25 protein-coding genes are annotated in these 23,291 nt (G+C 61.1%); 7 read left to right on the top strand and 18 right to left on the bottom strand.

The genetic code is table 11. The annotated features are described in order from the left end of the window. Positions 1 to 2 precede the first annotated feature (2 nt). The 13 genes from AC0L2M_RS08950 to AC0L2M_RS08890 form a co-directional block, all read right to left on the bottom strand. Positions 3 to 173, bottom strand: a complete 171-nt coding sequence (locus AC0L2M_RS08950) for a hypothetical protein (RefSeq protein WP_473534617.1) — start codon at positions 171 to 173, stop codon at positions 3 to 5. Between the two features lie 11 nt (positions 174 to 184). Continuing rightward, the gene (locus tag AC0L2M_RS08945; protein WP_473534616.1) at positions 185 to 418 is read right to left on the bottom strand and encodes a hypothetical protein; all 234 of its coding nucleotides are present in this window, start codon (positions 416 to 418) and stop codon (positions 185 to 187) included. After that, the gene (locus AC0L2M_RS08940) at positions 418 to 753 is read right to left on the bottom strand and encodes a P27 family phage terminase small subunit (RefSeq protein WP_473534615.1); all 336 of its coding nucleotides are present in this window, start codon (positions 751 to 753) and stop codon (positions 418 to 420) included. The genes AC0L2M_RS08945 and AC0L2M_RS08940 overlap by 1 nt, the downstream gene beginning before the upstream one ends. 155 nt (positions 754 to 908) lie before the next feature. Beyond that, complete coding sequence (locus AC0L2M_RS08935) at positions 909 to 1,661, bottom strand: HK97 family phage prohead protease (protein ID WP_473534614.1); 753 nt, start codon at positions 1,659 to 1,661, stop codon at positions 909 to 911. Continuing rightward, on the bottom strand, positions 1,658 to 2,266 hold the full coding sequence (locus tag AC0L2M_RS08930) for a hypothetical protein (RefSeq protein ID WP_473534613.1): 609 nt from the start codon (positions 2,264 to 2,266) through the stop codon (positions 1,658 to 1,660). Before AC0L2M_RS08930 ends, AC0L2M_RS08935 begins: the two co-directional genes overlap by 4 nt. Next, positions 2,259 to 2,723, bottom strand: coding sequence for a hypothetical protein (locus AC0L2M_RS08925; protein ID WP_473534612.1), 465 nt, complete (start codon positions 2,721 to 2,723; stop codon positions 2,259 to 2,261). The genes AC0L2M_RS08930 and AC0L2M_RS08925 overlap by 8 nt, the downstream gene beginning before the upstream one ends. Positions 2,724 to 3,067: 344 nt before the next feature. After that, positions 3,068 to 4,129 (bottom strand): hypothetical protein, encoded by a 1,062-nt coding sequence (locus tag AC0L2M_RS08920; RefSeq protein WP_473534611.1) that lies wholly within the window; start codon positions 4,127 to 4,129, stop codon positions 3,068 to 3,070. Between the two features lie 229 nt (positions 4,130 to 4,358). Then, positions 4,359 to 4,541, bottom strand: coding sequence for a hypothetical protein (locus AC0L2M_RS08915; RefSeq protein WP_473534610.1), 183 nt, complete (start codon positions 4,539 to 4,541; stop codon positions 4,359 to 4,361). A 182-nt stretch (positions 4,542 to 4,723) separates the two neighbouring features. After that, positions 4,724 to 6,142 (bottom strand): AAA family ATPase, encoded by a 1,419-nt coding sequence (locus AC0L2M_RS08910; protein ID WP_473534609.1) that lies wholly within the window; start codon positions 6,140 to 6,142, stop codon positions 4,724 to 4,726. Further along, positions 6,123 to 6,380, bottom strand: a complete 258-nt coding sequence (locus tag AC0L2M_RS08905) for a hypothetical protein (protein WP_473534608.1) — start codon at positions 6,378 to 6,380, stop codon at positions 6,123 to 6,125. Before AC0L2M_RS08905 ends, AC0L2M_RS08910 begins: the two co-directional genes overlap by 20 nt. 59 nt (positions 6,381 to 6,439) lie before the next feature. Next, positions 6,440 to 6,565, bottom strand: coding sequence for a hypothetical protein (locus AC0L2M_RS08900; protein WP_473534607.1), 126 nt, complete (start codon positions 6,563 to 6,565; stop codon positions 6,440 to 6,442). 14 nt (positions 6,566 to 6,579) lie between these two features. After that, a complete protein-coding gene (locus tag AC0L2M_RS08895; RefSeq protein WP_473534606.1) occupies positions 6,580 to 6,786 on the bottom strand; it encodes a helix-turn-helix transcriptional regulator in 207 nt (68 codons plus the stop codon). Positions 6,787 to 6,871: 85 nt separating this feature from the next. Continuing rightward, positions 6,872 to 8,107: a tyrosine-type recombinase/integrase gene (locus AC0L2M_RS08890; protein ID WP_473534605.1), complete on the bottom strand. Its 1,236-nt coding sequence runs from the start codon at positions 8,105 to 8,107 to the stop codon at positions 6,872 to 6,874. A gap of 431 nt (positions 8,108 to 8,538) precedes the next feature. On the opposite strand from AC0L2M_RS08890, the gene AC0L2M_RS08885 reads away from it, so the two are divergent. After that, positions 8,539 to 9,102 carry a hypothetical protein gene (locus tag AC0L2M_RS08885; protein WP_473534604.1) on the top strand — a complete coding sequence of 188 codons (564 nt, stop codon included), beginning with the start codon at positions 8,539 to 8,541 and terminating at the stop codon, positions 9,100 to 9,102. Between the two features lie 970 nt (positions 9,103 to 10,072). Here AC0L2M_RS08885 and AC0L2M_RS08880 read toward each other — a convergent pair. The 4 genes from AC0L2M_RS08880 to AC0L2M_RS08865 form a co-directional block, all read right to left on the bottom strand. After that, the gene (locus tag AC0L2M_RS08880; protein WP_473534603.1) at positions 10,073 to 11,332 is read right to left on the bottom strand and encodes an O-antigen ligase family protein; all 1,260 of its coding nucleotides are present in this window, start codon (positions 11,330 to 11,332) and stop codon (positions 10,073 to 10,075) included. After that, a complete protein-coding gene (locus AC0L2M_RS08875) occupies positions 11,329 to 12,864 on the bottom strand; it encodes an undecaprenyl-phosphate glucose phosphotransferase (protein ID WP_023798379.1) in 1,536 nt (511 codons plus the stop codon). The genes AC0L2M_RS08880 and AC0L2M_RS08875 overlap by 4 nt, the downstream gene beginning before the upstream one ends. Before the next feature lie 124 nt (positions 12,865 to 12,988). Further along, a complete protein-coding gene (locus AC0L2M_RS08870) occupies positions 12,989 to 14,119 on the bottom strand; it encodes a glycosyltransferase family 4 protein (protein WP_473534602.1) in 1,131 nt (376 codons plus the stop codon). A gap of 5 nt (positions 14,120 to 14,124) precedes the next feature. Continuing rightward, positions 14,125 to 14,688, bottom strand: coding sequence for a polysaccharide biosynthesis/export family protein (locus AC0L2M_RS08865; RefSeq protein WP_287077118.1), 564 nt, complete (start codon positions 14,686 to 14,688; stop codon positions 14,125 to 14,127). Between the two features lie 259 nt (positions 14,689 to 14,947). On the opposite strand from AC0L2M_RS08865, the gene AC0L2M_RS08860 reads away from it, so the two are divergent. Next, the gene (locus AC0L2M_RS08860; protein ID WP_473534601.1) at positions 14,948 to 17,182 is read left to right on the top strand and encodes a GumC family protein; all 2,235 of its coding nucleotides are present in this window, start codon (positions 14,948 to 14,950) and stop codon (positions 17,180 to 17,182) included. A gap of 288 nt (positions 17,183 to 17,470) precedes the next feature. Then, the gene (locus AC0L2M_RS08855) at positions 17,471 to 17,842 is read left to right on the top strand and encodes an endonuclease domain-containing protein (RefSeq protein WP_287229679.1); all 372 of its coding nucleotides are present in this window, start codon (positions 17,471 to 17,473) and stop codon (positions 17,840 to 17,842) included. A gap of 42 nt (positions 17,843 to 17,884) precedes the next feature. Here the strand turns inward: AC0L2M_RS08855 and AC0L2M_RS08850 are convergent, their stop codons facing one another. Further along, positions 17,885 to 19,108 (bottom strand): GNAT family N-acetyltransferase, encoded by a 1,224-nt coding sequence (locus AC0L2M_RS08850; protein ID WP_473534600.1) that lies wholly within the window; start codon positions 19,106 to 19,108, stop codon positions 17,885 to 17,887. A 91-nt stretch (positions 19,109 to 19,199) separates the two neighbouring features. On the opposite strand from AC0L2M_RS08850, the gene AC0L2M_RS08845 reads away from it, so the two are divergent. The 4 genes from AC0L2M_RS08845 to AC0L2M_RS08830 all read left to right on the top strand — a co-directional run bounded on the left by AC0L2M_RS08845 (position 19,200) and on the right by AC0L2M_RS08830 (position 23,265). Further along, positions 19,200 to 20,255, top strand: coding sequence for a polysaccharide deacetylase family protein (locus AC0L2M_RS08845; RefSeq protein WP_023798372.1), 1,056 nt, complete (start codon positions 19,200 to 19,202; stop codon positions 20,253 to 20,255). 437 nt (positions 20,256 to 20,692) lie between these two features. Further along, complete coding sequence (locus AC0L2M_RS08840) at positions 20,693 to 21,757, top strand: ABC transporter substrate-binding protein (RefSeq protein WP_287254633.1); 1,065 nt, start codon at positions 20,693 to 20,695, stop codon at positions 21,755 to 21,757. A gap of 47 nt (positions 21,758 to 21,804) precedes the next feature. Continuing rightward, positions 21,805 to 22,206, top strand: a complete 402-nt coding sequence (locus tag AC0L2M_RS08835; RefSeq protein WP_023798370.1) for a substrate-binding domain-containing protein — start codon at positions 21,805 to 21,807, stop codon at positions 22,204 to 22,206. Positions 22,207 to 22,257: 51 nt separating this feature from the next. Next, positions 22,258 to 23,265 (top strand): ABC transporter substrate-binding protein, encoded by a 1,008-nt coding sequence (locus AC0L2M_RS08830; protein ID WP_023798369.1) that lies wholly within the window; start codon positions 22,258 to 22,260, stop codon positions 23,263 to 23,265. Positions 23,266 to 23,291: the final 26 nt, after the last annotated feature.

The following is a 23,291-nucleotide window of genomic DNA, read 5'->3' as shown; positions in this document are numbered from 1 at the left end:
TATCAAAATACTTTGCCCGCCATGTTGATCGCTAACAACCCGCGCGCCGCTTCTTTTTTGCCAGGCGGCCCAAATTCCCGCTCCGCAAAAATCGGACGTGCGGGCGGGTGGAAGCCTTGGTAAAAAGAAGCCATATAGTCCAGCACGTCATGGCCGATGCGATGCCAGGGCATTGGCTGCCTCCCTATGTGCTGCACCACGCCAGCAACGGATCGTAGCCGGCCGCCTCGCACTCTTCGTGCAGCCGCCCCAATTCGGCTTCTTCGGTCTCGGAAAGAAGCGCCTTCGCGATTTCTTCCGGTGGATGCAGGCCGGTAAGCTGGCAGAAATTCTGCCTGGCCCACAGCTCCCAAACCCGCTGTAACTTATCGACCGGCATGCCGTCGCGCCGTTTATCGACCTTGCGTCGAACCGGCATCAGCGACGGCTCCCGTAATCGCGCGTGCGAGCCGCTCGTGGCGCCTCAGGTGCATCTACACCGAGCGCAAGCTCGCGCAGGCCGCGGAAGAATGCCGTGCGGCTGTCCCTTTCGACGGCAACACATGGGTGCGCCTTCGGTGTGCCGTATCGGTCGACCACAGTCAGACCATCCGCTGCGATCTGTTCTCGCGCCTGTTCGGAGCGGTCGAACGCCTCGGCCGTTTTTACAAGTACGCGAAAATCCTGACTTTCCAGTTCGAAATCTGCTAGGATTCCTCGCAGCCATTTGCGAGTTTCCGGCCGAAGATGGCCGGGAATTCGATGTTTTTCCATGTTTTTTGTCCGTTGTTGAGGCTTGAAAGCCTTACGGCGTAGGCTGCCGGATATTCACCGAACGATTCGGGGCAGCACGCGCTAACGCTGTGCGGGGCGCGCGGTACGGGAGGTCGAGCCTCCCAGAGAGTTGACCGCCCCCCCCATACCCCCCATCAATCTAGGGGCACCCTCTGGCCCGTCGCAGCATTGAAGGCATATCGCCTTGGAGGCGCATCGGAGTCGTCCAGCATCTTAGCGAGCTGGGCAGACAGAGCCTTGCCCTTCGTCATGCGTTCATTATGTCGGCCCATGAAGGCCACGACGCCACTCTCAAGATCTTGGCGCAATGAGGGTGCCTCGGCCATGTCCACGAGGCGGACATGGCTCTCGCCGATTGCGCCATCGCGGCAGGCCGATATCTCGCGCAGTGTAGCCTTGGTGACCACTCGAACGTCGTGGCCCTGAAACTGGCGAGTGGTTGACTCGACAATGTCCGCGGAAACGCTGATATCGGGCCGATCGCCGCTGGCTACCATGCTGAGCAAGATGGCTCCGGCTTGTGACTTCGGCACGGGAAACTCAAATGCAAGGCCATCCGGTGTGTCGATGAAAGCAAGACCGGTGGCCGTCGATCCGAAGACAATATTGTCATCGTGCTCGAGCTGGAACTCAACATTTCCCCTCGATGCCAAGGAAACGGAGAAGCACCCCGGCATGAGCGCGGTCAAAACACCCTTATGGTAAAACGGCGTGCCATACGTGGCTGCAAACCCACGCACTGCTGGCCGCTCCATCAAGCTCTCAGCGTGATTGGCCAGCATGAGGCCGCTAACGCCACCCGGCATGCGAGCGCCCATTTGAGCCGCGATATGCGCGCGGGCAGCATGGCGTTCAACATCCGGTATTACGATTGGCGCGCGGCTCATTTGAGTTCTCCCGGAATGTCACGGTCGGCAATGAATCCGGCCTTCTTTTTCTCATCGACAAACCGGCCGATATTGCCGTTTGGTCCAATGTCGAGCCAACGGCAAGGATGTGCGTCAAGCCAGCCAGTGGAGTATCCGGCATCTTCGACCTGACTTGCAAAGTTGCGAATTTCGACTTGCGCCGTGTGAGCGGCGATTAATGCGTCGAGAAGTCCGCGAATCTGCCGTTTGTAATCCGGCATCAAGCGATCTTGGATGATGGCGGTGGCGCGGCTGCGTTCGGTGATATTCTCACGGTCCAGCACCTCGCAGGCGTCCTCGATATCCCGTAGCCGGGTAGCGATCTGCTGACGCCGCTGTGATCGTGGCGCCGTCGCTGCCATTGGCGCCAAGCCAAGGATGGCAGCCACACGTGCTTCTCTGGCGCCGTCGACCAATTCAGGTCCGTCTTCTTGCGCGAGGGTAAATTCCTCCTGGCGCAGACTGGCCGCTTCCTGTCCAAGAGCCGTTCGCAGATGGGCAATTTCGGCAAGACGCGGTGAGATATCTTCAGCTGCTGGAATTTCTGAGGCGTCGGTGGTCGGCGCCTGCTTCTTATTAAACATTCTGGTTTTCTTTCGTGAGAAGTGTGCCCGCAATGGCTTGCATTGCGGAGATGGGGATTACGAAAAAGTTAGTCGCTCCCTCGGGAAGTGAGCCGTAGGCGACAAGATCGGGAGAGCGAATTTCCACAAACTCGCCGGCAATTGCGATCTGCCCCGAAGGCGAGTTGCGTTCGATAAGGGCAATGATCTCGGCTTCGGCTGTTGGCTCGCCTTGGCCATCGGTGCGGCCCAGACGGCCCACATCACGCGCATGCGCAATGGCGGTGCCAGGCGAGGCCGCTGAGAGCGCCAGGACTATCCTGGCGATGTCTCTGGGCGTCAAAGGCGGAGCGTACGGGCGGCCCGCGCTAATGCGACCAGCGGCCTTCATATGCCGGATAACTTGATTGACGAAAGGACGCGGCAGGCGCGTGTTGGCGACAATCGTATCTGGCAACAAATCACTATGGACGCGCATGGCATTCTCCATTTCTGCGCGCGGCGCGGTTTGCGTATTTGGAGGTAAAAACTGCACCGACCCGTTGCAGCAAGACGCTCTGCAAACGAGTCGGGAGATCAGCGCCCGAGGCGCGATAGATGCTGTCGCTGGTACATCCGCAGTCGACGGCAATAAGAAACTGGCCCTTGCTGCCGGTTCAGCCCGAATTAGCAGCAAGGGAGATCGCACCGCGATCTTTAGATCGCAGCGCAAGTGGTTGCCGGCGCGCTGGCGACGCATCCGGCGAGCGTCGACCTGGGGGACGACGCTTAACTGCAGTATTCATTTAGATACGGAACGGCACCGTGTTTGAGTGGATAGCCTCAAGCCGCAATAGCCAAATATTCTGCAATGGCTCTGTCAATCAACCGCGCCCCGTATTTCTTGGCACTGCTTGGCGCGTAACCGGCCGCGGTACCTATTTCCTCAGCTGTCGAGTCGGTCACTGCCATGTCGAGAACATCGGCAAGTTCGCCAAGAGCATGGCGAAGTCGTTCTGCTTCTGCGATCCGCGCCAACTCGACCGCTGCATCGTAGTGACCGCGGGCGACCGCAGTGGTGAGGCCATCGCCGCCAGAACCCTTGATAGCAGATACGCCACCCGTCCATTGTGGACCATGCAGGATGAAGGTGGGGCACTTGGTGGCCGGAAACGGCAGGTCGGCAAATCTGACACTGCCGTCGACGCCAAGTGCGGCCAGTTCTGCCCGAGCCTCATTCACACCGTAGCGGCCAGCGCGATCGTTCGCGGACGGCGCCTCCCTCGGCAGAGGGTCATACATGCCAAGACGTACGCAGCGCACTGCTCGCTGATGCGGCACCGCGGCCATAGGGCTGGGAATTGCCGCGGGCCGTGCCAGGTATGCCTTGACGGCCTCGGCGCTGCGCTTGGCTGGCCGGCGCCCCATCGGCGCGCGCGCGCGATCGACGGGCTTGAGCGACTTCCCTTTCGCCGTTGTGCCCCATTCGGTCAGCAGGCCAGGATGGCGGCGGCGCGCCGGGTCGAAGTTGAAGACAAGCTCGCCGAGCCGGACGATATGTCGTTCTTCCTTTTCTCCAAACTCAACGCCGGCATTGCCTGCCGCAGCCAGCAATTCTGGTACTGAAGGCCGAATCTCTCGGCGCAATTCCTCCTCGGCATCGTTGTTGTCGTTTGCTGCAATATACCTGGCAGGCTCGGTGATATCTCTCCATCGCATAAGCGCGCCCAGCTTGGTTGCGTCGCCGAGGTGCGCTAGCCGTTCGAAAGTCGGCCAGGCTAGTACGGGCTCCGCCTTGCCGCGGATGCTGGCGAGGAAGGCACGCCGGTCGGCTAGGTCCGTAAAGCGGTGGGCGTAGAGCGGGCCGTTGTCGTTGTCGGCCATCGAGCCGGCTTCACTAATCATGTGGAATCCCCAGGTTTGGAAAGCCGGCCGCCAGACCGGTGTCAGGCCGCAGTGGCCGCAGTGCAGATAATCTTTTTCTCTATTTTTTCCCGTCGTGCGGGACGATTATCATTCGCAGGCTTCAAGTCTGGCCGCTCTCGATAGAACTCAGCCCAACTCAAGCGCCGCCCGTGGTAGGCGCCGTCATGCCTCGCTGTCGCGGCTACGGTGCGGTCGTCGAGCAGTGGCATCATTCTGGCACCTCGTCGGCGTGGTCGACGGCCTCTGCGTAAATTCCCTTCGGACCACGATGGACCACGATCAGACGCGGTTCCGGCGAGGACGTATCCACGCCGACAATTGTGATCGGTTTTCCGGTAGTGGGGTGTTTCGCTTTAATTTGAGTTTGCAGTGCAATCACGGCATTTACCATTCGTTGTTCTCCTCGTTTCTAGAAATCGTACTACTGCTCTTTTTAGCGCGCACCCTCGCGCGCACCTTTCGGCTGCACGCACCTCCGCATCCTACAGATGCGGGGTGGTGCGCCGGTGCGTTGTCCTTGAAAGCGCTAACTATTTTTTTGATGGTGCGCCGGGGTGCGCCCGGTGCGCCTTTTCACGATTTTGCAACTTTAAGGTAGTCGACGGAACGCCTTGCAACCTGGTCTCTGCGGCTCTCCTTCTCCAGAATCCCGGTGAGGATCATGGCGTCGAGAAGGGCTTGGATGTCCTTTTTCTGCGCGGCATTCTGTTTGTCGTACGTGTCGATGCCGAGCACATATCCAATCTCATGCCCGGCCCAGTCTTTCGATTGCGGATCGTACCGGCAATCGCGGTTGGCGATGCCAATCAACATCGATTGCATGTCTCCCTCGGCAAGCTCGGCTACCTTGGCGGCTGCGACTTCAAGCGGGTCGGCGTCTGGCGGGTACCAGCGCTTGACAGCGGGCGCATGCTCCTGCGGCTTGATCATGCCTTGACCATTGCCGAGCGGCACGCTTTCGACGTGATACCACCCGCCTGAGCCGACCTTTGAAAGGTTGCCCTTATCTATCGACGCATTGAAATACTCCCGCCTGTCAGCAGGCTTGACGCCCCATTTGCCGGCCTGCTCATCCGTCATGGGATTCACAACGCGAACGATGCGGGCTTTATCCTTTAGCGCGCCGCCACCGCGGCCAGAGTTCGCGGTGACCGGTCCATCCGACTTCACGACGTGGTGCGCCAGGTCGATCGAGCAATTCAGCTTGTCGGCAATCGTGACCCATAGACTTGCGACACGTTGAATGGCGCCATTGTCATTTTCGTTGATTTCGTGGGTGGATACGAATGGGTCAAGGATAATAGAGTCTGGCGCAAACTCAGTGGCAACCTCTAGAAGGCCAGCAATGACAGGTTCGTTAAATTTAAGTCCAGTTCGTTTATCTTCGCGTGCCACAACGAAACTTGAATCGCGGCCATTAGAGATCATCAGCCGATCGCCTATATCATCGTTGGTGATGCGATGTAGTGCCGCCGCTGTCTCAAATTGCCGAATAACCAGATCTCGAGGATCCTCGGTATTCACATACCAAACCCGCAATTTCTGCCTATGGCCGACGCCCAGAATGTCGCGGCCTGTCGCCATGTCCAGCGCCTCTGCCGTTAGTAGAGACGTCTTCCCGCCGCCGCCTGGTGAGAACAGGGCCGAAACATACTTTCGCACCCGGACGCGGCCATACACCCACTCCAGTTGTGGAAGGCTGGCGGTACCGGACAGCTTCAGTATTTCGGCCTTTGGTCTTTCGCTGGGCGCTTTGTTATTATCGTTCGCGGGAGTGGGAATCTTGGCCGTGGTCGGCTTGTCGTAAGACTGAAATACCAGCGCGGTGTTTTCAACGAACGCTTGTCCTATGTCGCCATTCTGTTCGCAGCCCAACAGCCACAGCTTGCCGTCCTTCAGGAACAACTCGCCGCCGATGAAGGTCCTTGCCGCGGATAATTGGTCGTAGTCCCGATGATCTACGAATTCCGGCTCAGGCTGCGGCAGTGTCATGCGGCTTCGGCTCCTCGAGCGCGGCAACAGCGGCGCTGGCGATTTCTGCGACTAGTGATCTGGAGAAGGTGACGACACGCCCGCCGAGGGCGTTAGGCCCAAAGACGGCATAACCCCCATCTGGCCGCTTCGACACCTTCAAATTGAAGGCGCGAATGTCCTCGGTCAGTTCGACATCGACGCGCGCAATGACATTGCCCGAGCCATGTGGCTCGGGTCTGCAAGATAGAATTTTCAAGGTATGTGTTTCCGCTTTTAGACGTGGCCGCAGTTGGGTCCGCGGTGGTTTTTACGGGGCTAGGCTGCTGCCGTCATTCCTGCCGCAACAGCAGTCGCCAGCAAGGCGGCTTCCCGCTGCGCCTTGCGCCATGCCTGCATGGCGCGGATGGCGGCGAGCTCGGCTGCAAGCTCGGTGAGGGACATTTCGCTGCAGGGCTTCATGCGGCTGCCCTCAGCGCAACGTTGTCATTCGACGGCACGCGTCGATTGACGGCAACCCACGCGTCAAGATCCTCGGTGCTATAGATGACGGTCGCGCCAAGCTTGACGTAGGTCGGGCCACCGCCATAGCAGCGCGCCTTGTCTAGGAACGATTTAGACAGGCCCACATATGCGGCGGCCTGCTTAACTCTCAGATTTGCCATTTGGTTACCTCCGTTGATGGTGTTGCACGGAGATAGATAGTTGTGTTTCGCCTATTTTATATTTTGGGCAAAAAATATGGTGCCATCATCTGCCCCCGATCGCGTCGGCGATCTTGCCCGCGATGGCGTCAGCCGCCGCCCTCACCGGATCGACATGCAGGTGCGCGTAGCGTTGAGTGGTGCCTGCGTCCGCGTGGCCCAGCAGCTTTCCAATGATCGGTAGCGACATGCCGTCGCCAGCGCCGACCGAGGCGAACGTGTGGCGCAGGTCGTGTAGATGAACATCGGCTAAGCCAGCGCGGGCAGCAATGGCGGCCCAAGGTTTTTTCAGATCAGCGCGAGGCGCCTCATTTTCGGTAGCGGCAGAGTGTCCTGCGATCACAAACTTGCCGACGCGCGGCAATCCATCGAGCACGGCTTGTGCTGCCGCGGACAGCACCACGGTCTTGCGACCGGTCTTCGAATCCGGCAGCAGTAGCAGGCCGCGCTTGCCATCGTATTCGGCCCACCGCAAGTTCAGGATCTCCCGCAGCCGGCAACCTGTAAGCATCAGCAATCGGATGGCTCCCGTCACGTGCGGGCCGTACACGGTGCGGTTCTTATCTTTCGGCGCGTGCTTGCTGTCAGACGGCTTATGCGGAATGCCGATCGTTTCAGCCTCGCGTAGCGCATCGCCAAGCCGCGCCATCTCCTCTGTCGTCAGGTAGCGCTCGCGCGCCTCCTCCTTATTGCGGTCTATCCTGGCGGCGGGGTTCATGCCCTCCGGCACATAACCGCGTTTGGCACCCCACACAAAGGCAGCAGACAACAGTGCCATTGCTCTATTCGCGGAATATTTCGCCTGCTTCGACATGGCGGAATGCGCGCGCTGGACGTCTACGCGAGTCAGGGCAACGGCCTTCGTCGTGCCAAGATGCGGTTCGATATGTTTGGTAAGCGTGATGTTGTAAAAGTCTCGTGTCGACGCCTTCATGTCCTTGCCAGTGATATAGTCCTCGACCAGCTTCTTGACTGTGCAACCGGCTCGTTCGTCTGACCGCTCCTTGACCAGATCCTTGCCAAGTGCAGCGTTCGCAATCGCCCTGCGCGCCGCCTCCCGCGCCTCGTTGGCCTTCAGTGTACCGACGCGGCCGAGCTTCAATCGTTTTTTGGCGCCACCAGCCACCGGCCGATATTCGGCGAAATACGTTCCTGTTCCGCCCGTCGTCCGGTAGAGACCGAACCCGGTTAGGTCATCGTCAAAATAGTACGTCGTCCGGTTCGGCCTGGCGCCTTCCATGATGCCTGAAACTGTCGCCGCCGTGATCTTGATTGTAGCCACGCCCATCCCCCTTTATAGCCACTATGTAGCCAGCATTTAGGCCTTGGGGGTAATATAGTCAAGCGGGCTCAGGTTAGACAGTGTTGGATTTATGCGCCAAATCAGCCATATATCTGGCTTATCTCAACGTCCGTGCAACGCTGGGAATGGCTATAAAACCTAGTATTTAAAACTGGGGGTCAAGGGGTCGTCGGTTCGAATCCGGCCACTCCGACCAAATAAGCCCTTAGAACCCTAAGGCTTATTTGAAATCCGGGGAAACTAGCTGAGCCGCGAAAACGAGAAATTGGGGCCTTTCTGGGCCCTTTCCTTTTCTGGGCCGTGCCAGTCTGGGCCATGCCGCCCGCAAATCCGTTCCCCGCGACAATTGCCGGCCTCGAATCGCGCGGTCTGAGTCGCGCCGTCAACGGGCCGACGATCGGCGGCGTACAATGTGCCCGGCGGCGATTCGCTGCCGGCAAGGGCAAGTGCACATGCTTTTCAATGTAAGCGGGGTCGAGGCGCAGCACCGGCCATTGATCCAGAACGGCAATTTTGGCGACGCCTACCGCGTCGGCGCAATGGGATGCGTCCGGCTGATCGAGGAGGTTGTTCGCGGCGGAAGCTGGAATGACGAGCGCGCCACTTTCGTCGTCATCGATCTTGGCGTGCGGATCATCAACAATTGCGGGGCCGCCGGCCAGTTGGCCTTGTCCGGTTTCTGGTCCGCAGCGGGCCACCAAGTTCGTGATATGGTGGAATGCCACCAACTGATCGAGTATTTCCGCTATCAACCATCTGAGGCTCAGCGGTGGTTCGATTGCGAGGGTATGGAGCGCTACCAGCAATTCGGGTTTGGCCGGGTCTTTCGGGAGCTCGAAAAGCTGCGGGGAAAAGCGCCGCTCGATCTCAAGCAGAGTTTCGATTTCTTTCGTTTCCGTCATGCCGTTGTGGCCGGCGGAAGGAAATTGCTTGGGAGGATCTCTGCCGACGAGGCATTAGCTTGCTGGAAATAGCTGGGGCTCGCATCGACGCCGGCCGCCAGCACCGCTGATCACCTCGAAACGTCGAGGCTGGCGCTGAAGATTAAACGTAAGGTCAAGTGCAGACACGAGCCGATCTCCGATTCCAATGCAGAACCGGAAACTTCACAGATCGCGACCACTCTCGAAAGGCGGACCCGAAACACCGCTTACACATCCAAGCGCTGATCGACAGGCTCGGATCAGATCGCGGATCGATGCATCAGGATCTGGTCGGGCTGTTTGGCTGCTCAAATGCAAGGCCGAAGGCCGCGACCGCCGCCCGGTGTTCTTCACGTTCATTCCCGACGACAAATGCCAGCAGCGAGAGCGGAACCGCACCTGGAAGCCGACCTTCGAAAGTGAAGGGCTCGAAACGCGGGAACCTTTCATCCGCGAGCCGCTTTGTGTGCATGTCCCAAGCCGTGCAACCACCCATCTTGCCAAAGGGTAGCCCAGATCGGGACGTCAACTGTGAAGTCGCCTTGGAAGCCGCATTTGCAGCCTTGGTGACTACCTCGGAAGCGAAGGGGTGGACGCCGCGCGAAACGGCTGCAGCCCTACTGAAAATCGCGACGGAGCATGCTCAGCGGTTCAGGCTTGTGCCGGCTGAGCCGCCAAGGTGGCGAAGGCGAAGAGGTATGTTCATCGCGTGTGCCATGCTCGTGTTTTTGCTGTGTGCAGCCATCGTTTGGTGGGGTGCTTAGATGACGATCAACGTTTCGCCCCCGGATACGGCCGTTGCCGCGGTCGTAGTGATGGCGTTGCCGGCTATACGTTAGATTGCGCAACGCTCGCCTAAGTTCATCCGGCCAGCGCCATGCCGACGGCTATGCCTATGCCCATCGCCAGCCCTGCAGCGAGTTCCCGCCATATTCGACGGCAATGGCTAAGACCACCACTCGCTACCCCACGTGCTGGACTCCGACCATTTTCAAGGGACTTAGACTGCCCCAGAAATCCATCATGCTCCAGCCGCCGGCGAACACAGCGCCGCCGGCCGCAACTGCCGCTGCTGGCGATATTCGAGAGCGATCGCGCCCCAGATCAGCCCGAGCAGCAGATAGACGTGGCGCCAGTGATCGATGTCGATGAAGGTGCCCAGCGCGATATTGCCGATGAAGGCGACATAGGCGCACAGAAGGTAGGGCTGCCACGGCCTGTCGCGCAGGAGAATGCGGAAGCCGGCTGCCATCGTCCAGCAGGTCAGCGTCAGGAACGAGACGAAGCCGAGCCAGCCATAGTCCAGCAGCATTTTCAGCCAGATGTTGTGCGTGTCCTCGCCGAAAATCGTGCCGAAGACGAGCGGGCCGATGCCGAGCGGATGCTCCAGCGCCATCTGGAAACCGAAGATATAGCGGGCGAAACGGCCGAGGCGGGCGGTATCGTAGCTCTGTTCCAGCTGGGCGCGGCTGGAGAACATTTCCGAGACGCCCGGCAGCTGCAGGATGACGAGCATCGCGATGACCAGCAGCGAAATGGCGGCGATGGTCATGACGACGACACGCAGCCGGAATTTTCCGCTGGCGCTCTGCAGGAACAGGGCGCCGGTGAGCAGGATCGCCGAAACGCCGAACATGCCCCAGGCGCCGCGCGAGAACGAGAAGAAAATCCCGGCGGTGATGATCAGCAGCGGCATCGCCAGCAACGGCATGCGTGAGACGGGGCCGGTCAGCAGGAGATGGAGCAGGTAGATGCCGGGCAGCACCAGGAACGGCCCGAACACGTTCGGATCCTGGAAGGCGCCGGTGGCGCGGTCGTATCTGGTGAAGATCTCCGCCCCCGGGAAAGCATGGAAATAGCCGGCGATCCCGAGCAGCGAGGTCAGCACCGCCGACATCACATAGCCCCGGAAGATCACCCGGTAGAGATTTGGCTGGACCGATGTCACCGAGGCGAAGAACACCGCGGTAAGCGCCAGGAACAGCGACACGGCGAGATAGAGCGGGGTGCCGGCAATATCCGACATCTGGGTCATCGCGATCATGCCGCCGATGTTCATGACCACCAGCAGCACCAGCAGCGGCGCCGCCGCGCGCGATATGCGCAGGCCGAACAGGGCCCACACCGCCATCAGCGCGACCATATAGAGGTCGTATGGCGCCGGCTCGGCGATGACGAAGCCGGACAGGAAGACGCCGAGGAAAACCGCGCCCGACGCAATCAGCGCGATCAGCTTGGCGTTGACCGCGGCCGGCGACAGTTCATGCGCGACTGCGCTCAATAGGCATTTTCCGTATTGAGCAGCCGGATCGGTGTCAGGAACAGGATCCTCAGATCGAACAGCAGCGACCAGTTCTCGATATAATAGAGGTCGTACTCCGTCCGCATGCGGATCTTCTCGTTGGTATCCATCTCGCCGCGCCAGCCATTGATCTGCGCCCAGCCGGTGACGCCGGGCTTGACCTTATGGCGTGCGAAATAGCCGTCGACCACCTCATTGTAGAGAAGGTTATGCGACTGGGCGGCAATGGCGTGCGGGCGCGGGCCAACCAGCGACAGCGAACCGAAAAGCGAATTGAAGAACTGCGGCAACTCGTCGATTGAGGTCTTGCGGATGAAGCGGCCGACGCGGGTGACGCGCGGGTCGTTCCTGGTCACCGTCTGCTTGGCCGTCGGGTCGGCCTTGTCGGTGTACATCGAACGGAACTTGTAGACCTCGATGATCTCGTTGTTGAAGCCATGCCGCTTCTGGTGGAACAGCACCGGTCCCTTGCTGTCGAGCTTGATGGCGATCGCGGTCGCCAGCATGACCGGCGAGAACACGATGATGCCGATGATCGAGAAGACGATGTCGAAGGCGCGCTTGGCGACCGAATCCCAGTCGTTGATCGGCCTGTCGAAGATGTCGAGCATCGGCACCGAGCCGATGTAGGAATAGGCGCGCGGCCGGAATTGCAGCGCGTTCGAATGCGCCGAGAGCCGGATGTCGACAGGCAGTACCCACAGCTTCTTCAAAAGCTGCAGGACGCGCGTTTCGGCGGTCAGCGGCAGCGATACGATCAGCATGTCGATACGGGCGATGCGGGCGAACTCGATGAGCTCGGAAACGGTCCCGAGTTTTGGATAGCCGGCGACGATGGGCGGCGAGCGCTTGTCGCCGCGGTCGTCGAAGATGCCGCAGATGCGGATGTCGTTGTAGGGCTGCTTTTCGACGGAGCGGATCAGGACTTCCGCCGTCGTGCCGCCGCCCACGATGACGGCGCGGCGCTCCATGCGCCCGTCGCGCGCCCAGCGCCGGATCAGCTTCGACATCAGCAGCCTTAGGCCGAAGATCAGCATGAAGCCGACGACGAACCAGGTGCCGAAAACCAGGCGCGAATAATCTTGCGACATCTTCACGGCGAATGCCGTCAGCGCCATCAGGGCGAAGGTGCCGGCCCAGACCATCAGCAGTCGGCCGAAATTGGCGAGCGGCCGCATAAACGAGACGATCTGGTAGCAGTCGGTGACATCGAGCAGCACCACGGCGAGCGACGAAGCGGCGGCGATCGCCAGCGGATATTGCCAGGCGAGATGGTTGAAGAAGCCGACATAGTAAAAATAGATGCACAGGCCCGACAGGAACAGCAGTGCGAATTCGACCATCCGCAAGACGCCGCTGACCATGATCGGTGACATGGTGTCGCGCCGGTATTGCGACGCCACCTGACGGGCGACGTCGTTCATGCCGCCGGGGCTATCGTCGCCGGCCGGGCCGTTGAAATTGCGCACCGCGTCTTTCGAAAAGCGGCGTTTGGGATCGAAGTCGCTCATGATGCATCCGCAAAGCTTCACGCAAGTGAATAGCGAAATAGAGCTAAGAAACCCTTGAAACAACAAATAGGTTTTGGGGAAGCTTTGAAGTCAGCGCCGTTTTGGGGTTAGCGCCCATTTCGGGTTAGCGCTTGAGCGCCGCGAAATAGGCCGTCTCGATCGCGGCGGCCATCACGTCGGCGCCGAATCGCGCCTTGAGGTCGGCGGTATCGGGCATCAGCCTGCCATAGGCATCGGGGTCGGCCAGCGCCGAGCTCATCTTGTCGGCAAGCTCGCGCGGATCGGGCCGGATCAGGGCAGGGGAGCCGGCGCCAAGAATTTCCGGGATGCCGCCGACACCGGTGGCGATCATCGATTTGCCGGCGGCGAGCGTCTCCAGCACGATGTAGGGCATGGCTTCCGCGCGCGAGGGCACGACAACCAGTTCGGCCAACTCGAAGGCCTTGCGCGCCGGCATCGGCGGCAGGAAGCGCATATGCCCTTCGAGCCCGAGCCGCTTCACTTGCGCATGGTAGCGCGGCAGGTCGTCGCCGTCGCCGACCATCACCGCATTCACCGGGCGGCCGAGCCGCGTTCCGGCGAGAACCAGCGCATCGATGAAGATGTCCGGTCCCTTGAGGTCGCGCATCATGCCGATATAGAGGGCATCGGCCGCATTCGGTTCGGTTCGCACCGGCTCGAACTCGGCGGCGCTCAGTCCATTGTAGACAAGGTTGTTCGGGATCGGCGGTTCGCCGACCTTCCTGCGATAGGTCCGCCTTTCATAGTCGGAGACAAACAGAAGATAGTCGGTGAAGCGCGCCATGAACCGCTCGAGCGCGAAGAACAGCTTCCCCGTGCCGGTGGTCTCGTCATAGTGAAGAGAGCCGCCGTGCGGCGAATAAAGGCGGGCTACGCGAAACCTTGATATCCGCAACAATGAGCCGAACAGGCGGGCATAGGCGCCACCCTTGGCGCCGTGCCCGTGGAGCACGTCCGGCCGCAATTCCTTGATGATCTCAAATGTGCGCCAGGCCGAGGCGAGGTCGCCCGGTCCGACATGCCGCTGCATCGGCGTGCGATGGATGCCGAGCGCCATTATGCCCTTCATCTGTTCGAACAGATGTTCCTCGAAGTCGCCGCCCGTCGTCGAATCGCAGACGATGCCGACGGCATGCCCGGCGGCGACCTGCGCCTCGGTCAGGTCGCGCACGTGACGAAAAATCCCCCCGACAGGTGAGCGAAAGCAGTGGACGATCCTGAGTGTGTCCGCCACGTGGTCTAGAACAGGCGTTCGCGAACATAGACCGTGTCGCCGGGCAGAAGCGGGTCGGAGGTGGCAACGCGACCGGTCATGACCTTGCCGTTGATGTCGCGGGTGATGTCGACGCTTCCCTGGTTGGCACGCGGGCTGAAACCGCCGGCGATGGCAATAGCCTTTTGCACGGTCAGGCCGGGAACATAGGAGTACTGGCCCGCAGCACCGACTTCGCCCATGATGAAGATCGGCCGGTAGCGGTCGATCTCGACCGAAACGTCCGGATCACGGAGATAACCCTGGCGTAATTTATCGGCGATTTCGCCTTCGAGTTGCTGTGCGGTGTGGCCGCGCGCCGGCACGGCGCCGACCAGCGGGATGGACAGATAGCCGGATTGGTCGACACTGTAGACGTTGGTCAATCCTTCCTGCTCGAACACGGTCACGCGGACCCGGTCGCCGGCGCCGAGGCGATAGGGCTGATCGAGCATTTTATGAAAGGCGGCCGGCGCCGGCCGGTAGCTGGAGCAACCGGCAAGCAATGACACGGCGAGCAGCGCACGGAACAGGGAAGCAGTGCTTTTCATGACCGGACATGTACCTTCGACTGGCCGCCGCTGCACCGCGGCAAACGCTGGAGATCGAGGCCCGTTATCATCCGGTTAGGGTTAATGGCCGGTAAAGGCGGGCGGCCGAAGCGACGGCAACTGACAACAGGCGGCCGGTTCCGGTGCTTTTAGCTGCCCGCGTGCGCGTAAAACCTGACAGGTGCTTACCGCAATATTAACGGCTGAGTTACCATATTTGTTTACGGTGTATACTGACTAAAATACCGGAGCAGGATGCATGTCCGTTCAATCCGCGGCCGCAGATGTCGACGTCGATCTCAGGCAGCTCTTCGCCAGCCTTGCGAGGAATTGGCTGCGCATTCTTGTCGTCGCGCTTGTCGTAACCGGCCTGGCGTTCGCGCTCACCTGGCTCGCCACGCCGCATTACCGGGCCGAAACCCGGCTTTTGATCGAAACGCGCGAATCGGTCTACACGCGCCCCGACGGCACCAATGACAACGACAAGCCTATACTCGACGAGGAAGGCGTGACCAGCCAGGTTGAGGTCATTTCCTCGACCGACATCCTCAAGCAGGTGGCGCAGAAGCTTGATTTGTCGCGGCTGCCCGAGTTCGACGAGACGGCGGATATGCCGGCGTTGAGCCGTCTGCTTGTCGTCGCCGGCCTGAAAAGCGACCCCAACGAGATTCCGCCGGAAGAACGCGTGCTGACGAAGATGCGTGAGAAGCTCAACGTCTATCGCGTTGAAAAATCTCGCGTTATCGTCATCGAATTCTCCTCGGAAGACCCCCGGCTCGCCGCCGCAATCCCGAACGCCATCGCCGACGCCTACATCTCCGTCCAGGGCAATGCCAACATCGAATCGAATTCCGCCGCAACCGACTGGCTGGCGCCGGAGATCGCCGACCTGTCGAAGCGGGTGAAGGATGCCGAGGCCAAGGTGGCAAGCTACCGCGCCCAGTCCGATCTTCTGATGGGCGGCAACAATTCGGTGCTCGCCACGCAACAGCTTTCCGAACTGTCCAGCGAATTGTCGCGGGTGCGGGCCAATCGCGCCTCGGCGGCAGCGACTGCCGACAGCGTGCGCAGGGCGCTGCAGAATGGCGGCTCGCTGGATGCGGTGCCGGAGGTGCTGTCGTCCGGACTGATCCAGCGGCTGCGCGAGCGGCAGGTCGAGCTCAAGACCAACATCGCCGACCTTTCCACCTCCTTGCTCGACAATCATCCGCGAATCCGGGCGCTGAGGTCGCAGCTTGCCGATCTCGACCGCCAGATCCGCAACGAGGCGGAAAAGATCATGACAGGGCTGATGACGCAGGCGCAGACCGCCCAGGCCCGCGAAAACCAGCTTGTCGCCGACGTCAACACGCTGAAGGCCGCATCGGCGCGCGCCGGCGACCAGCAGGTCGAACTGGACGCGCTGCAGCGCGAAGCGACCGCCCAGCGCCAGCTGCTCGAATCCTACCTGACCCGTTATCGTGAGGCGTCCTCGCGCAAGGACAGCAACTATCCGCCGGTCGACGCCCGTGTCTTTTCCCGCGCGGTGGCGCCGTCCCAACCCTATTATCCAAAAATCCTGCCGATCATCGGTGCGGCCTTCGTCGGCTCGCTGCTGGTCATGGCGATCGTGACGCTTCTGCAAGAGCTGTTTTCGGGTCGCGCCATGCGGCCGGCCGCCGGCGCCCGCTTCGAGCGGATCGAACAGGTCGCGATGCCAGTTGCCCGCGAACCGCCCAATCACGAACCGTCCGATCACGAACCGCCCGATCACGAGCCACCCAATCAGGAATCGGCCGATATCGAAGACCTTGGGGATCGGATGGCGGAAGTCCAGGCAGAGCCGCAAGCGGCTGCCGCGGCGCCAGCAACTGGCCCGGCAACTGGTGAGGACGTCGGGCCGGCGCGCCGCAGCCTTGGCGAGGTCGAAATCGACAAGGCGGTGGAGAAACTGATCACAAGCGGTGCGGCACGCGCCATATTCGTGTCGCCGGAAGGCGACGAGGCGGCCGCCTCGGCGGTGCTGGTGGCGCGTGAGGTTTCCGACACCGGCCTGCGCGTGCTCCTGCTCGATCTCACCGCTTCGGGCGCCGCTTCGCGGCCGACGCTGGACAGCAGGCTTTTCCCGGGCATCACCGATCTGCTCGCCTCCGAAGCGCAGTTCAGCGACGTGATCCATGCCGATCTCTATTCGGACTGCCACGTCATTCCCGTCGGCAACGCCGATCCGGTTCGCGCCATGCGCGCCGCCGACCGGCTGCCGATCATCATGCAGTCGCTGACCACCGCCTACGATCTGGTCGTGGTCGAATGCGGACCCACCGACGCGCAAGGCATCAGCCGCCTTGTCGGCGAGGGCACAGAAGTCTTCCTGTCGCTGCTGGAGCCGAACGACGAGGTGGCGCAGGCCGCGGTCGAACTGATCGAGAGCGGCTATCCCGACCTGACGCTGGTGACGCCGGTCGGCCATCAGACGCCAGGGACGCCGCTACCCGGACGGCGCTCCGCCGCCTGAGACAGTTCGATAATTCTCTTGAACGTTGTCGACCAGAGTTTGCAGCCGTGGCGGCAATAGCGTGCTCTTGCCTTCTCCCCTTGTGGGAGAACGTGGATCGGCGCGCAGCGCCGAGACGGTTGAGGGGTGTTGGCCGGATCGCTGTTGGTGCCAAGCTGGAACACCCCTCATCCGACCGAGCTTCGCTCGGCCACCTTCTCCCACAAGGAGGGGGAGCCAATCGCGAACGTCAGCGATTTGCGTGACGATGGTGCTGGACGGAGCGCCAACGCCGGGTAATCTCGCCCGATGCCGCATCAGCCCGTCGCCCCGACCAAACGTCGTTTCGCCCGCTCGATGCGCCGCGAGTCAACGGAGGCGGAAGACCGCCTGTGGCACGAGCTGCGCGGACACAGGCTCGACCGCATCAAATTCCGGCGTCAGGTTCCTATCGGCAGATTCATCGCCGATTTCGTTTGCGCCGAGGCCAGGCTGATCGTCGAGATCGACGGCAGCCAGCATGCGGATTCAAACTATGATCGGGAGCGAGACGCCGAATTGAAGGCGAGGGGCTTTCGTGTGCTGCGCTTCTGGAACGACGACGTGCTGCGCGATTTGAACGCCGTCTGCGATACCATCATCGCTTATGTCGGCGACCAGAGTTTGCAGCCGTGGCGGTAATAGGGGAGCTAAATCACTTACGTCCCGGAATCTCGGCAGCGTTCAGCTGTCGTCCTCTGCTGGCACAGCCTGTCCGGCCGTCTTGCGGCGCAGCATCTTGGTCAGCTTCCAGATCGTCGGGCTGTTCTTGACGAAGGCTTTCAGGCGCGCGCCCTGCCGCAGGACAAACACCAGCGCGCGGCCTTTTGCCGTCAGCGGAATCAGGACCTCGAAATGCCGGGTTTCGATATCGCACCACAGCCGCTTGTAGGGTTCGTCGCCGACCGAGAAATCATAGACATCGAACCCCTTCTCGCAGGCTTCCTCGATGTTGTCGAAGAACAGGAAGTCGCCGGGGCTGGCATGGGCGAGGTCGTCGTCGGCGATCGCTCCGAATTCGCAGATCAGGCGTTTTCCCGAGCGGCTCGATCCGGTGACAGCGCGAAGCTTGCCGGCGACTTCGAGCCCATGCAGCACGAAGGACGGCGTGTCGTCGGAGAGCGCTTCGACGAACAAGGCGCGGAAGAAAGCACGAACCTGTGGCTCGCCGAAGACGTTGGCGATGCCCATCTTGCGGAAGCGGAACTCCTTCATCTCGAAAAACGCATCGAGCAACCTGTTCACCTCGTCCGCCGTCCGGGCCTCGATGCGGCGGTGGCTGCCGACGGCCCCAAACTTGCGCGCCTGCGAGCGGTGCCTCTTGCGCCTGCGCTTGCCGCTGGCGCGGGAGAGCAGGGCATCAAAACCTCCCGCCAGGTCGACGGCCAGCGACAGGTTGGGGCTGGGAAAATGCGGGAGGGACAGAAGCGGATTGGCAACGCGGTCGAGATCGGGCAGCAGCCGTTCCAGCGAGACGAGGTCGATGTCCGGCCGCGCCCTGGCGATCGCCGCCAGCATCGAGCGGATCGCCGCGCCATCCGCCCTGGTCAGCCAGGACGGGTCGGCGGCGGCGAAATTGCCGTTGGCATGGCGGCCGCCCATGAAACGGGCGACGCGTAACGGACCGCGGCTGGTGACTTCCAGCGCCAACCAAAAAACCGGCCGGCCGTCAGCGCTCAGCGTCGCCAAGACGGTGTCCGCTTCGGCATGTCTGGCCCAGTTCAGGATCCAGGCCGGGCTCTGCGCCGGCGCGAACAGCGCTGAACCGCAGAACTCGGCATAGGCCGCAAGTGCCGCACCGTCGGCGACCGACACCGACAGGCCGCCATGATCCGCAGGTACCGCGCGCGGCGCCGCCTGCATGGCCTCGAGCCGATTGCCGTCAAATGACGCGGTGGCGTCAACCATACCTCAATCCTTTAGGGCGTATTCACCGCGATTGGGGGCGCACATAGGCGCATTCCGTGCTTGGATGAGCCTAGGCGCAAAAGGTGAATGAATGATCGACGGGGGCGAGGCAATCCGGAAACTGGCGCTCAACGTCGTGCGCTATACCGGTCTTGCCCCGCTGGCCAAGCCGTTCGTCGGCGGCATCGGCGCCATCCTGATGCTGCACCGGGTCACCGCCACGCCGGAAAAGCCTGATAGCGTCAACCGGCATCTCAACATCGCGCCTGAGTTCCTCGACGCTGTCATCGCCGACATGAAGGCGCACGGCTATGCATTCGTCACCCTGGACGAGGCGATCGAGCGCATCAAGGCCGGCGGCAAGGGTGGCCAGTTCGCGGCGATCACCGCCGACGACGCCTATCGCGACAACAAGACCGAGGCGCTGCCGGTGCTGGAAAAGCACGGCGCGCCAATCACCATCTATGTCGCGCCGGGGCTGATAAACGGCGCCGCCGATCTATGGTGGGAGGTGGTCGAGGACATCGTCAGCGCGCGCAACCGGCTGGTTTTGACGACACCGAACGGTCCGGTGACGATCGACTGCTCGACCCCGGGCAAGAAAATCCAGGCCTTTGCGCGCCTGCACGATTATCTGACGCTGGAGGTCCGCGAGGAGGACCAGCGCGCGGTGCTGCGCGAATTGGCGCGGTCGAACGGTATCGAGTTGGGCGACCGCCAGAGCCTGTTGATGAACTGGGACGAGATCCGCGCCATGGCAGGGCATCCGCTGGTGACGATCGGCGCGCACACCGTCAATCATCGCAATCTGAAGCGGCTTTCCGAAGCCGATGCGCGGCACGAGGTCGACGGCGTCAGCGGCATATTGCAGGCCGAGCTTGGCGAGGCGCCGCGCCATTTCGCCTATCCCTATGGCTATGCCAGCGCCGTTGGTGACCGCGAAGTCGGCTTTGCCCGCGACGCCGGCTATGTCTCGGCGGTGACGACACGCCACGGCGTGCTGCGCGCCAAACATGCCGGCTTCCTGCACGCGCTGCCGCGTATTTCGGTCAACGGTCGCTATCAGAGCGTTGCCCATATCCGCACGATGCTGTCGGGCGTGACGACGCCGCTGGCCAACGCCGGCAAGATGCTCGTCACCATCTAGCGGTGAGACACTCCGGTGGAGGGCAAACCCTTTGCGGACCATCCCTGATGGGAGGTCAAGGGAACGTCGTGACCCAAGGCGGTCATTCCCGAACCGTCCGCCCAAGGTCTGAATCGACTATCAGGGCGGACGTTCAACGCCCTATTGTCGAAGGTCTCTTTGCAAGAAGAGACTGTGCCAGCGCGAGGTCGCGACCGGTAGGCTGACAGATGGGCTAGTCTGGCGGAGCTGCGGCAGCGTAAAGGATAATCGTTTGAGGCTGAGTGAGCTTTACCCTCGCTACGCGGGCCAATCGGGAGTATAGTTGCGTATCGCTGGCTGGGACCTCACGGGGCCGGCGACTGAGAGCGCAAGACTCCCGCATCAGACTAGGCGCGCTCCAACCTGCAGCTGTTCGGCGCGCCCACGAGACTATCTGCCTCTGCCGGAACCTCTTTTTGCTCGGTTCCGACCGGAATTGTCGTTTGCAGTTCGGGAGAGGGAGCGATCCCATGCAGATCATTCAAAATCGCCGCACGTTCCTGGCCGGCTTGACGGCGGCCGGCGGAGCCCAACTCTTCAACATTCGTCCATCCAAAGCTGCGGGGGAGCCACCGCCGGAAACGACTTCCGTCCGTCTGGGGCGGTGGATCGATGGCTCCTATTGCTGGGCGTCGCTCTATCTCGCGGGCGAGTTGATGCGCGCCGACGGATTGACCGATGTCCGCTACGTGCAAGGCGACACCAACGTCGACAACACCGAGTGGCTTACCGCCGGCGTCACGGATTTCGATTTCAACATGCCGTCGATGCACATCCGGAGCATCGAATCAGGGGCAAGTATCAAAATCCTGACCGGCGTGCACACAGGCTGCTGGGAACTGCGGGGCAATGACAGCGTCAACGGCATTGCCGACCTAAAGGGCAAACGGGTCGGGATTTGGGCGTTCAACGACCACCCGCATGTCTTTCTCAGCTTGATGATCAACTATGTTGGGCTTGATCCCGTTCACGAGATCGAATGGGTGTTGGGCATCTCTCCGATGCAGGATTTCATCGAAGGCAAGGTCGACGCCTTCCTCGCCGGCATCACCGAGTTGCCCGGCCTGCGCGCGAAGAAGATCGGCCACACGATCATCAGCAACGCCGTCGACCGGCCCTGGTCACAATATTACTGCTGCATGGTCGCCGGCAGGACTGATTACGTGGACAAGTACCCTGCTGCGACCAAGCGCATATTGCGCGCCATCCTGAAGTCCATCGATTTCTGCGCGTCGGATCCGGCATCGGCTGCGCGCGAACTCGTCGATCGAGGCTTTCTGCCCAGCTATGACCTCGCTCTGATAACGCTGAAAGAGGCCCAGCACGACAGGTGGCGAGGTTACGATTCCGAGGATTCGGTCCGCTTCTATGCGCTGCGAATGCAGGAGACGGGCATGATCAAGTCGAGCCCGCAACAGATTATCGCCCAGGGAACAGACTGGCGCTTCCTCGACGAGTTGAAGCACGAGCTGAAACTGTGAGCGTGTGGCCGGCACGCAGTGCCGTATCCACGGAAGGGAGCGTCCAAATGCAGGTCATCCAGAACCGCCGCCGCTTCTTAGCCGGTATGAGTGCAATCGGCGCCGTTGGACTTGCCGGCGGTCGCAATTCATCCGCCGAGAATGCCCTGCTCGATACGACCACCGTCCGCTTCACCCATACCCCCGCCACCTGCAACGCACCTCTCTACCTCGCCGAGGAACTGTTGCGCGCCGACGGCTTTACCGGCCTCACCTATGTGGACGTGGATGCGGGCGTCAATACGCCGATGAAAATGACAAACGGCGAAGCGGATTTCGGGTTTGAGTTCGCCAGTGCCATCGTCATCGCAATCGATGCCGGCACAGCAACTCGCTCCAACAACAGCGTCCAACTGAAGGGGCGGCCGAGTGGATGCGCGTTCAGTGATTCAGTCCGACATCAGATTTGACCCGCGGATGACTCGACTGCCCGTTGGCCGAAGCTAACGATGGAGATATCCATGCAGAAGGTCCAAAGCAGACGCCGCTTCTTGGCCAATATGGCGGCGGCAGGAGTCGCCGGAGTTGTCGGCACCCGAAATTCACGTGCCGAAGAGGGCGGTCTCGAAACGACCACGGTCCGGCTCGCAAAACTCCCTGCCATCTGCATGGCGCCACAGTACGCCGCCAAGGAGTTGCTGCACGCAGAGGGCTTTACCGAAGTTCGCTATGTTGCAGTTGAGCTAGGTGACGCAACGACGAAGAGTATTGCAGCAGGCGAGGTGGATTTTAGCCTGAACTACGCGGGAAATCTCATCGTGCCGATGGATCTTGGAATACCGATCACGGTGGTTTCCGGCGTGCACACGGGATGCTTCGAGCTCTTCGGGAGCGAAGGGATCCACCGCATCACAGACCTGAAGGGCAGGACCGTAGGCGTGCCAAGTATAGGATCAGGGCCCCACCTGTTCTTGGCAAGTATGGCCACTTATGTCGGGCTTGACCCTGTGAGGGACATCAACTGGGTTGCCAGTCCATCCATCAAGCCAAAGGAGCTCTTTGTTGAGGGCAAAATCGATGCATTCCTTGGCCTTCCACCCGATCCGCAGGAGTTGCGCGACCGCAAAATCGGTCACGTCATCGTCAATAGCGCTGTGGACCGTCCATGGTCGCAGTACTTCTGCTGCTTGTTGGCTGGCAATGCGGAGTTCGTTCGGAACAACCCTGTCGCCACCAAGCGCGTCTTGCGCGCCATTCTCAAGGCGGCAGACCTCTGCGTCGCAGAGCCGCAGCGCGTCGCGCAACAGATCGTCGATAACGGGTTCACCGCCAACTATGACTATGCCCTGCAGACGATGAATGAAGTGCCTTATGGCAAGTGGCGCGAATACGAGCCCGAGGACACCGTACGGTTTTACGCCTTGCGCCTGCATGAGGCCGGCATGATCAAGACGAGCCCCCACCAGATTATCGCCAACGGAACGGACTGGCGCTTCCTCAACGAGGTGAAACGTGAGCTGAAGACGTGAGCGGGGGGCGGGCACTCAGTGCCTTT

The sequence above is a fragment of the Mesorhizobium sp. WSM4806 genome (assembly GCF_055811635.1).
Note: the sequence above shows the minus strand (reverse complement) of the source record. Positions and strands in the feature narration are given on the sequence as shown.

Coding starts and splice junctions, on each gene's coding strand:
- AC0L2M_RS08950 (WP_473534617.1), bottom strand. CDS start 173: ATGCCCTGGCATCGCATCGGCCATGACGTGCTGGACTATATGGCTTCT.
- AC0L2M_RS08945 (WP_473534616.1), bottom strand. CDS start 418: ATGCCGGTTCGACGCAAGGTCGATAAACGGCGCGACGGCATGCCGGTC.
- AC0L2M_RS08940 (WP_473534615.1), bottom strand. CDS start 753: ATGGAAAAACATCGAATTCCCGGCCATCTTCGGCCGGAAACTCGCAAA.
- AC0L2M_RS08935 (WP_473534614.1), bottom strand. CDS start 1,661: ATGAGCCGCGCGCCAATCGTAATACCGGATGTTGAACGCCATGCTGCC.
- AC0L2M_RS08930 (WP_473534613.1), bottom strand. CDS start 2,266: ATGTTTAATAAGAAGCAGGCGCCGACCACCGACGCCTCAGAAATTCCA.
- AC0L2M_RS08925 (WP_473534612.1), bottom strand. CDS start 2,723: ATGCGCGTCCATAGTGATTTGTTGCCAGATACGATTGTCGCCAACACG.
- AC0L2M_RS08920 (WP_473534611.1), bottom strand. CDS start 4,129: ATGATTAGTGAAGCCGGCTCGATGGCCGACAACGACAACGGCCCGCTC.
- AC0L2M_RS08915 (WP_473534610.1), bottom strand. CDS start 4,541: ATGGTAAATGCCGTGATTGCACTGCAAACTCAAATTAAAGCGAAACAC.
- AC0L2M_RS08910 (WP_473534609.1), bottom strand. CDS start 6,142: ATGACACTGCCGCAGCCTGAGCCGGAATTCGTAGATCATCGGGACTAC.
- AC0L2M_RS08900 (WP_473534607.1), bottom strand. CDS start 6,565: ATGTCCCTCACCGAGCTTGCAGCCGAGCTCGCCGCCATCCGCGCCATG.
- AC0L2M_RS08895 (WP_473534606.1), bottom strand. CDS start 6,786: ATGGCAAATCTGAGAGTTAAGCAGGCCGCCGCATATGTGGGCCTGTCT.
- AC0L2M_RS08885 (WP_473534604.1), top strand. CDS start 8,539: ATGTGCCCGGCGGCGATTCGCTGCCGGCAAGGGCAAGTGCACATGCTT.
- AC0L2M_RS08875 (WP_023798379.1), bottom strand. CDS start 12,864: ATGAGCGACTTCGATCCCAAACGCCGCTTTTCGAAAGACGCGGTGCGC.
- AC0L2M_RS08865 (WP_287077118.1), bottom strand. CDS start 14,688: ATGAAAAGCACTGCTTCCCTGTTCCGTGCGCTGCTCGCCGTGTCATTG.
- AC0L2M_RS08860 (WP_473534601.1), top strand. CDS start 14,948: ATGTCCGTTCAATCCGCGGCCGCAGATGTCGACGTCGATCTCAGGCAG.
- AC0L2M_RS08855 (WP_287229679.1), top strand. CDS start 17,471: ATGCCGCATCAGCCCGTCGCCCCGACCAAACGTCGTTTCGCCCGCTCG.
- AC0L2M_RS08850 (WP_473534600.1), bottom strand. CDS start 19,108: ATGGTTGACGCCACCGCGTCATTTGACGGCAATCGGCTCGAGGCCATG.
- AC0L2M_RS08845 (WP_023798372.1), top strand. CDS start 19,200: ATGATCGACGGGGGCGAGGCAATCCGGAAACTGGCGCTCAACGTCGTG.
- AC0L2M_RS08835 (WP_023798370.1), top strand. CDS start 21,805: ATGCAGGTCATCCAGAACCGCCGCCGCTTCTTAGCCGGTATGAGTGCA.
- AC0L2M_RS08830 (WP_023798369.1), top strand. CDS start 22,258: ATGCAGAAGGTCCAAAGCAGACGCCGCTTCTTGGCCAATATGGCGGCG.